General features: G+C 37.0%; 8 protein-coding genes. 6 read left to right on the top strand and 2 right to left on the bottom strand.

All coding sequences use genetic code 11. The annotated features are described in order from the left end of the window. The first annotated feature begins 253 nt into the window (after positions 1-253). Positions 254-601 (top strand): hypothetical protein, encoded by a 348-nt coding sequence (locus Q1A47_RS11540; protein ID WP_246484538.1) that lies wholly within the window; start codon positions 254-256, stop codon positions 599-601. After that, positions 538-747 carry an N-acetyltransferase gene (locus Q1A47_RS11535; RefSeq protein WP_246484540.1) on the top strand — a complete coding sequence of 70 codons (210 nt, stop codon included), beginning with the start codon at positions 538-540 and terminating at the stop codon, positions 745-747. The genes Q1A47_RS11540 and Q1A47_RS11535 overlap by 64 nt, the downstream gene beginning before the upstream one ends. 141 nt (positions 748-888) lie before the next feature. On the opposite strand, the gene Q1A47_RS11530 is transcribed toward Q1A47_RS11535, so the two are convergent. Together Q1A47_RS11530 and Q1A47_RS11525 are read right to left on the bottom strand one after the other, a co-directional pair. Continuing rightward, positions 889-1,152, bottom strand: coding sequence for a hypothetical protein (locus Q1A47_RS11530; RefSeq protein ID WP_034678684.1), 264 nt, complete (start codon positions 1,150-1,152; stop codon positions 889-891). Positions 1,153-1,180: 28 nt separating this feature from the next. Next, on the bottom strand, positions 1,181-1,540 hold the full coding sequence (locus Q1A47_RS11525) for a VOC family protein (protein ID WP_026680426.1): 360 nt from the start codon (positions 1,538-1,540) through the stop codon (positions 1,181-1,183). 293 nt (positions 1,541-1,833) lie between these two features. Here Q1A47_RS11525 and Q1A47_RS11520 point away from each other — a divergent pair, with 293 nt between their 5' ends. The 4 genes from Q1A47_RS11520 to Q1A47_RS11505 all read left to right on the top strand — a co-directional run bounded on the left by Q1A47_RS11520 (position 1,834) and on the right by Q1A47_RS11505 (position 6,741). Then, positions 1,834-2,613, top strand: coding sequence for a helix-turn-helix transcriptional regulator (locus Q1A47_RS11520; RefSeq protein ID WP_166529930.1), 780 nt, complete (start codon positions 1,834-1,836; stop codon positions 2,611-2,613). Positions 2,614-2,958: 345 nt separating this feature from the next. After that, a complete protein-coding gene (locus tag Q1A47_RS11515) occupies positions 2,959-3,738 on the top strand; it encodes a MurR/RpiR family transcriptional regulator (RefSeq protein ID WP_026680428.1) in 780 nt (259 codons plus the stop codon). A gap of 640 nt (positions 3,739-4,378) precedes the next feature. Continuing rightward, a complete protein-coding gene (gene pfkB, locus Q1A47_RS11510; protein WP_166529931.1) occupies positions 4,379-5,302 on the top strand; it encodes a 1-phosphofructokinase in 924 nt (307 codons plus the stop codon). A gap of 2 nt (positions 5,303-5,304) precedes the next feature. After that, entirely contained in the window at positions 5,305-6,741 is a 1,437-nt protein-coding gene (locus tag Q1A47_RS11505; protein ID WP_026680430.1) for a PTS fructose transporter subunit IIC, read from the top strand. The last annotated feature ends 1 nt before the right edge of the window (position 6,742 follow it).

Below are 6,742 nucleotides of genomic sequence, written 5' to 3'. Positions count from 1 at the left end.
AGCTATTATTCCATAATAGCTACTAGAGAAAGCGTAAATCTGAGCATGTAGTGATAAGGACTGAGCGAATTTTGCTCAGTTTTTTTACTGTTTCATTTAGTCCCTAGCTTTACTCCTACAAGCATGTGATTCAATTGATTTACCATTTTACTTGCCTCAGGTAGGGATTCTCTTAAGTAGTATCGAATTAATTCAACAGTGTCTTTTATCAATATAGTTAAAGGCTTTTAACTAAGGAAAGAGAGATGTGTTTATGGAAAAGTATACGATTCATTCTGGATCAGCTGCTGATATCGATTTCTTATGGGAGATGCTTTATCAAGCAATATATGTTCCTGAAGGTGTGGAACGACCATCAAGAGCAATAATAAAAGATCCAGCCTTAGAGAAATATGTTCGCAATTGGGGAAGAGATGGAGATATTGCTCTGATTGCCCTGGATGAGACAGGAAACCATGTAGGCGCAATATGGACGCGCTTATTTAATGAGAAAAATCAAACCATGGTTATATTGCTGATGATACTCCTGTGCTTAGTATGGCAGTTTTACCTGATTATAGAGGGAAAGGAATTGGCACGCTACTTCTTAATGAATTGCTGAGAAGGCTCACAATAGCTGGGTATCCTGCAGTATCATTAAGCGTTGATCCCAATAATACTGCTGTACAGCTGTACAAGCGCTTTGGTTTTATAAAAGTAGGGCTTAATGGAACGTCATGGGATATGAAAGCAGAATTACATCGTTAAGTAAAGGTTGCATGTGACATAACATACAACCTCACGCTATTTCTTTCTTATCCGCATATAACTGGTCATACCCCCCACTTCAAGCAATTGAAACTAATATTGGTTAAGTGGGGGAAAACAAAACCCCAATAGATTGAAGTTTCACTTTATAAAGAAGCTAATGACAATTCCCATGTTAACACCAATTAGAAAAGAAATGGAAAAAAGCCCTATTCCCATTCCTGTCCAGGGACCAATCGCAAATATACTAATGATGAATAATGCAAAACTGGCGAAGTTCAATAGTGTTGTAATTATATAAAGTCCTACACGATTCATGTATCTTGCTAAAAGAATGATAATGGAAGCAGTAATTAATCCTGTTAGAATAAATGGTAACCAGCCCTCTAAAAGAATTCTGAACATATGCAGTCCTCCGGAATTCGTTATTGGATCAGCCATTGCATACCATAATAATATTTTCATCAGGATCTTTTACGGCTGTAAACGCTGTTATGGGTGATGTGATTTGATAGTTCGGTTTTTCTACAAATCGAAATGCCGCTTGAATATCATCTGTATGAAAGTTGTATAATGGGTGTGGAGACGGAGTAACTTTTTGAACTTTTCCTCTAGGCCCGGCATCTAATATCAACCCCGTATGATGATTGATATCAAGCTTATAAACAGGTTGGTTTAGATGTTCTGCTTGATACTTCTGCCCTAATAAATCACAATACCATTTTACCGATCTGTGCAATTCACTAACGCTGACAAATATTGTATTAACCTGATTTTTAATGGGACTATTCACTTCACCACACTCCTTTTACATAATAGCTTAATCTTCAAAACGTACATTTCTATCCCACACATAGCTACAGTAGTAAGCCCCCATCAGGCATTTAAGTCATACCTTTGTGATACTAACCATCAGTGGGGATAACAAAACTCCCACTGATTGAAGTTTTACTTGTAATAATTTTTTCTATTCTGATTTTATAAGAAAATAATTCAATTGTCGATGAAATAATGGAAATGCTTAAAGGAATTCTTTGATTTAAATCGAATACTATTAATAGGTATTTAGGTCAGGAGGAACGTAACGTGCCAAGTTATTCTTCAGAAATGGATGAAGTGCTATTTTATATAAAAAGGCATATTGATGAAGACCTATCGCTTGCTCGATTAGCACGCTATGCAGCTTACAGTCCTTATCATTTTTCCCGTATCTTCAAAGCATATGTTGGTTTGCCCCCTCATTATTACGTTGCTTCTATTCGTTTACAGAAGGCAAAGGATTTATTGTTAAAGACAAACTTAAGTATCCGTGACATCGGTATGGAGATCGGCCAGCAAAGTCTTGGTACCTTTACAACAAGGTTTTCAAACCGGGTAGGTATGTCACCATCTGCGTTTCGTCATTCACCACAGGTAGCGAACAAGCATTTGACATCCTTGAATCAACTGGCGACATGGAAACAAACAAGCATTGTTAAAAAAGCACATAACTATGTTACAGGAACAATTGATGCAGAAGTTCCGTTCAGTGGAGTTATTTTAATAGGATTGTTTCCGAAGCCAATTCCAGAGGGAATGCCGAAATATGGTACACTACTGTCGACATTAGGTGAATTTTCATTTTCTAATGTGAAGCCAGGTCGTTACTATTTAATGGCAACTGCGGTAACTTGGGATTCGCAGGCAACAGATATTTTGCTCCCACACACTACACTAAGAGCTAAAATCCATCATCCAATTGTAGTGCAGCCTCGTTCATCTGTACCACACCTGTATGTAACACTTCGTGCACCACGTTTAAATGATCCGCCTATATTAGTTTCCTTGCCCGTGCTAATGAATAATTTCCTGCGTCAGCAAGGTTAAAGTTCAAGATTGGAAGCTGGACTTTATTCTTCTAATACAAATTATGGAAATCGATAAGTTGCTGATAAGACTAGAGTAAGAGAATGGTGATGAGGTTGGAACATAACTAAAGTGGTTTTTTCTGTATCGCCTTGTTAGCTGTTAAAGTAGCAGTTGGTAGGCTCGATGTGGTATTCTTTCATTATACGAATAGGGTACATTTTCTATAGGATACTAATTCGAACGGAACGATATAATAGTAATATTTCTATAAGCATAGACAACAATAGAAATACACCCAAAGCTGGTATACCGTTACATAACAGGATTTCCTTACTCCTATAACTAAGGAAGGAGGTTTTCATGATGGATAAACCTTTATTTGATATTCCGCATCAAACCTATTCTATGCTCAGTCAAGCGGAGCGCTATTTATTGGAATTTATACACCAACATCTTGACGAGATAGCTACCATGTCAATTGTTACGTTAAGTGAAAGAGCAAATGTGTCTACAGCTACGATTGTCAGACTGATGAAGAAAATAGGCTATAACGGCTATACATCTTTTAAATATCGTTTAAAACAGGACAAGAAAATGGAGGACACCCATGATTGGCTTGGAAATATTGACGACGATATTAAACAGGTAATTAAGAAAAATGAGGAAGAGGTTACGAAAACCATCCAGCTACAAAGCATTGGTCAAATTGAAGATGCCGTCCAAAAAATATTTAATGCAGAACGAGTCTATATTTTTAGCCGTGGCTTTTCAGAAATGATTGCAAAAGAAATGATGGTAAAATTACAGGCTTTAGATAAAATATGTGAAACACATGAAGACCCTAATATCATTCGTGTGAAGTCTCGTAAAGTAGGAAAAAATGATATAGCTATTTTTGTATCGTTAAATGGTGAAACACCTGAGCTTGTGGAGGCATGCCAAAACTTAAATATGAGACAAGTAACAACGATTACACTAACTACCAAGGTTGACTCGTCACTTAGTAGATTATCTGATATGACTCTATTAGGGTATAAAACAGATCATTCCCTTTTTCCAGAATATGAAGTTCGTTCAAGACTTTCACTTAATGTAATAGCTAGAATACTTCTTGATTCTTACGTAATCCGTACAAAAAAATAAATGCAGTTCTGTGATAATCCGATATTGATTATTCTTCTAAGGAGCATTCCGTTAATTATTGGGAAACATAATTTTTTTTGAATATCGTCTGAGGCTAGGATGAAAAACAATTTCTTTACTCAAAATACAATAATCATGTAATCCCACATATAACTGGTAGTAAGACCTCGACTTCAAGCAATAAAGACAAACCAAAATTGGTAAGTGTGGGAATGACTGCATTAAATGTCCGATTGGTTCAAGGACTTTTAGGGCATACCCTTGTGGTACTAACAATTAGTGTGGGATAGACAAAACGTCCATATTTATACACAGGCTCAAATTTTATATTTTCCTAAACCGCTAAAAGGCGAATGATAATTATTATCAACTAATTAATCGTTCGTCTTTTATTGCTTCTTCATTCCTTTTTTAGCTTTTTTCCCCGCATATAACTGCCAGTAAGACCCCTGCTGCTAAGTAGTTTCACTTAATATTTTCACAACGCCATAGTGGCAAGCAGCTTCATTAACGCTACTAAAATTTACTAGGTTTGTCATACCTTCGCATCCTTTCACTGCAAAGGTTTACATAAGCTGAAAACATTTACATAAATGAATATGAGATACTTTACTTAACAACAAAGAAAGAGGGTGAGGCTGTGATTTATACCTGTACAATGAACACAGCTATTGATTTATACGTAGCCATAGACAACTTGAAACCAGATAGAGTAAATCGTACGTTTGATGAAGATTATCAAGCAAATGGAAAAGGCGTCAATGTTTCTATTATGCTTCAAAAAATGGGAATAGAAAATACAGCATTAGGATTTATCGGTGGATTTACAGGTAAATTTATTGAAGAAGAATTAACTAAGCAAGGGATTAACAGTGATTTCATAAATGTGGATGGAATAACACGAATTAATGTGTTTGTAAATGCCGATGAGGAATATAAAATTGTCAATCAAGGTCCAGAAGTTGGGCAAAAAGATGTTGATAACTTACTACAAAAAATAAAGACTATTCCAAAGGGAAGTATATTAATCGTTTCAGGAAGCTTACCTAGGGGAGTAGAGGAGAGTATTCTTGTAGATATAGCCAAAATCTGTGCTGAAAATGACGTTAACCTTGTAATTGATTCAAGCTCATCTATTGTATTAGAAACTCTTCCGTATCGTCCTTATTTATTGAAGCCAAATGAAGAAGAGCTTGCTCATTTAGTTGGAAAAGATATGCCGTTATCAGAGCAAGAAATAATCGTTTATGGTAAGGAGCTCTTATATAAGGGAGCTAAAAACGTCATTATATCTAGAGGAGGAAATGGAGCAATTTTCTTAAATGACAATCATTTAGTAAACGTTAGTTCACCAGTTGGAGAAGTAGTAAATACGGCATGCTCTGGAGACTCTTTGCTCGCCGCGTTTATTGCAAAAACAATGGAAAACGCTCCATTAGATGTAACGTTAAAATATGCAGTTGCTACTGGAGCATCTACGGCTTTTTCTAAAGGTCTTAGTGACTTATCAAATATAGCAGAACTTATGAAGCAAGTTTCCATCACTAATTATAGGGGGGATTAAGTATGGTTAAAAAGAAAATTGTTGCAGCTACAGGTTGTCCAACAGGTATTGCACATACATTTATGGCTGCAGAAGCGCTTAAAAAAGCTGCAGAAAAAATGGGTGTGGAGATTAAAGTGGAAACCCATGGTCAGGTTGGTGTTGAAAATGCCTTATCTCCTGAGGAAATAAAGGAAGCAGATGGTGTTATTATTGCTGCAGATAAGGATGTACAGGCGTATCGATTTCATGGAAAGCCCTTAGTCGATGTACCAGTTTCGAAAGGCATTCGTTCTCCAGAAGAACTTATTAATCAAATAGTTAATCAAGAAGCTTCTACTTATTATGACTCAGATTATCAAGAGTCAGGTAATGAGGCAGATAAAATGGAAGTCGATGAGAGGGATCAGGCTACCAAGCAAAATAGACGATGGGTTCATTCAATATATAAGCACTTAATGAATGGCGTATCACACATGCTCCCATTTGTTGTAGGGGGTGGAGTGCTCATTGCAGTTTCCTTCCTGTTCGGTATCTATTCGGCTGACCCGGACCATGAGCAGTACAATGAATTTGCAGCATTGCTAAATCAAGTTGGTGGATTAGGTTTTAGTTTAATGGTGCCGATATTGGCAGCTTTTATTGCCGAATCCATTTCTAAAAGGCCGGGGATGGTTGTTGGCTTCATTGGTGGGCTATTGGCAGATGAAGGCGGAGCAGGATTTTTAGGCGGAATATTAGCAGGTTTTATTGCAGGTTATATCATTATTCTCCTGCAAAAACTGTTAAAAAAGATGCCGCACTCATTGAATGGATTGAAGTCTATTTTCTTGTATCCAGTTTTGGGAATCTTTCTAATTGGTATCGTTATGACGCCAATTATCCAACCATTAACAAGTTTAAACGAAGGATTAATGGACTTCCTAGCATCCGTACAATCAACAAATCCATTACTATTAGGATTAATTGTCGGTGCAATGTGTGGATTCGATATGGGCGGACCGTTTAATAAGGCGGCATATGTTACTGGGACACTATTATTATCCGAAGGAAATCTGTATTTTATGGCAGGGGTATCAGCAGCATGTATTGCACCACCGTTAATTATTGCTTTTGCTACAGTTATTTTTCCCAAATATTTTACAAAAGAGGAACGAAACGCTGGAGCTGTCAACTTTATATTAGGATCGACGCACATTACAGAGGGAGCTATTCCCTTTGCAGCTAAGAGCCCTTTAATTGTCCTGCCGATTATTATGTTCGGCTCCTCCATAGCAGCGATCATGACTTACATGTTCGGCGTTCAAGTGCCAGCACCGCATGGTGGGTTTTTAGTTCTTCCAGTTGTTACAGGAGCTTTCCAATGGGTTTTATCTATTTTAGTAGGTTCACTAATTGGTGCTTTCCTATATGGTCTATATCGAAAAAAAGCAGCACACAATAAGCCAATTGAGGAGTGAT

It is taken from the genome of uncultured Virgibacillus sp., from assembly GCF_947495635.1.
GTDB classification, from domain to species: Bacteria; Bacillota; Bacilli; order Bacillales; family Amphibacillaceae; genus Virgibacillus; species Virgibacillus salarius.
The sequence above is the reverse complement of the archived record's forward strand: the minus strand, read 5'-3'. Positions and strand labels throughout refer to the sequence as shown.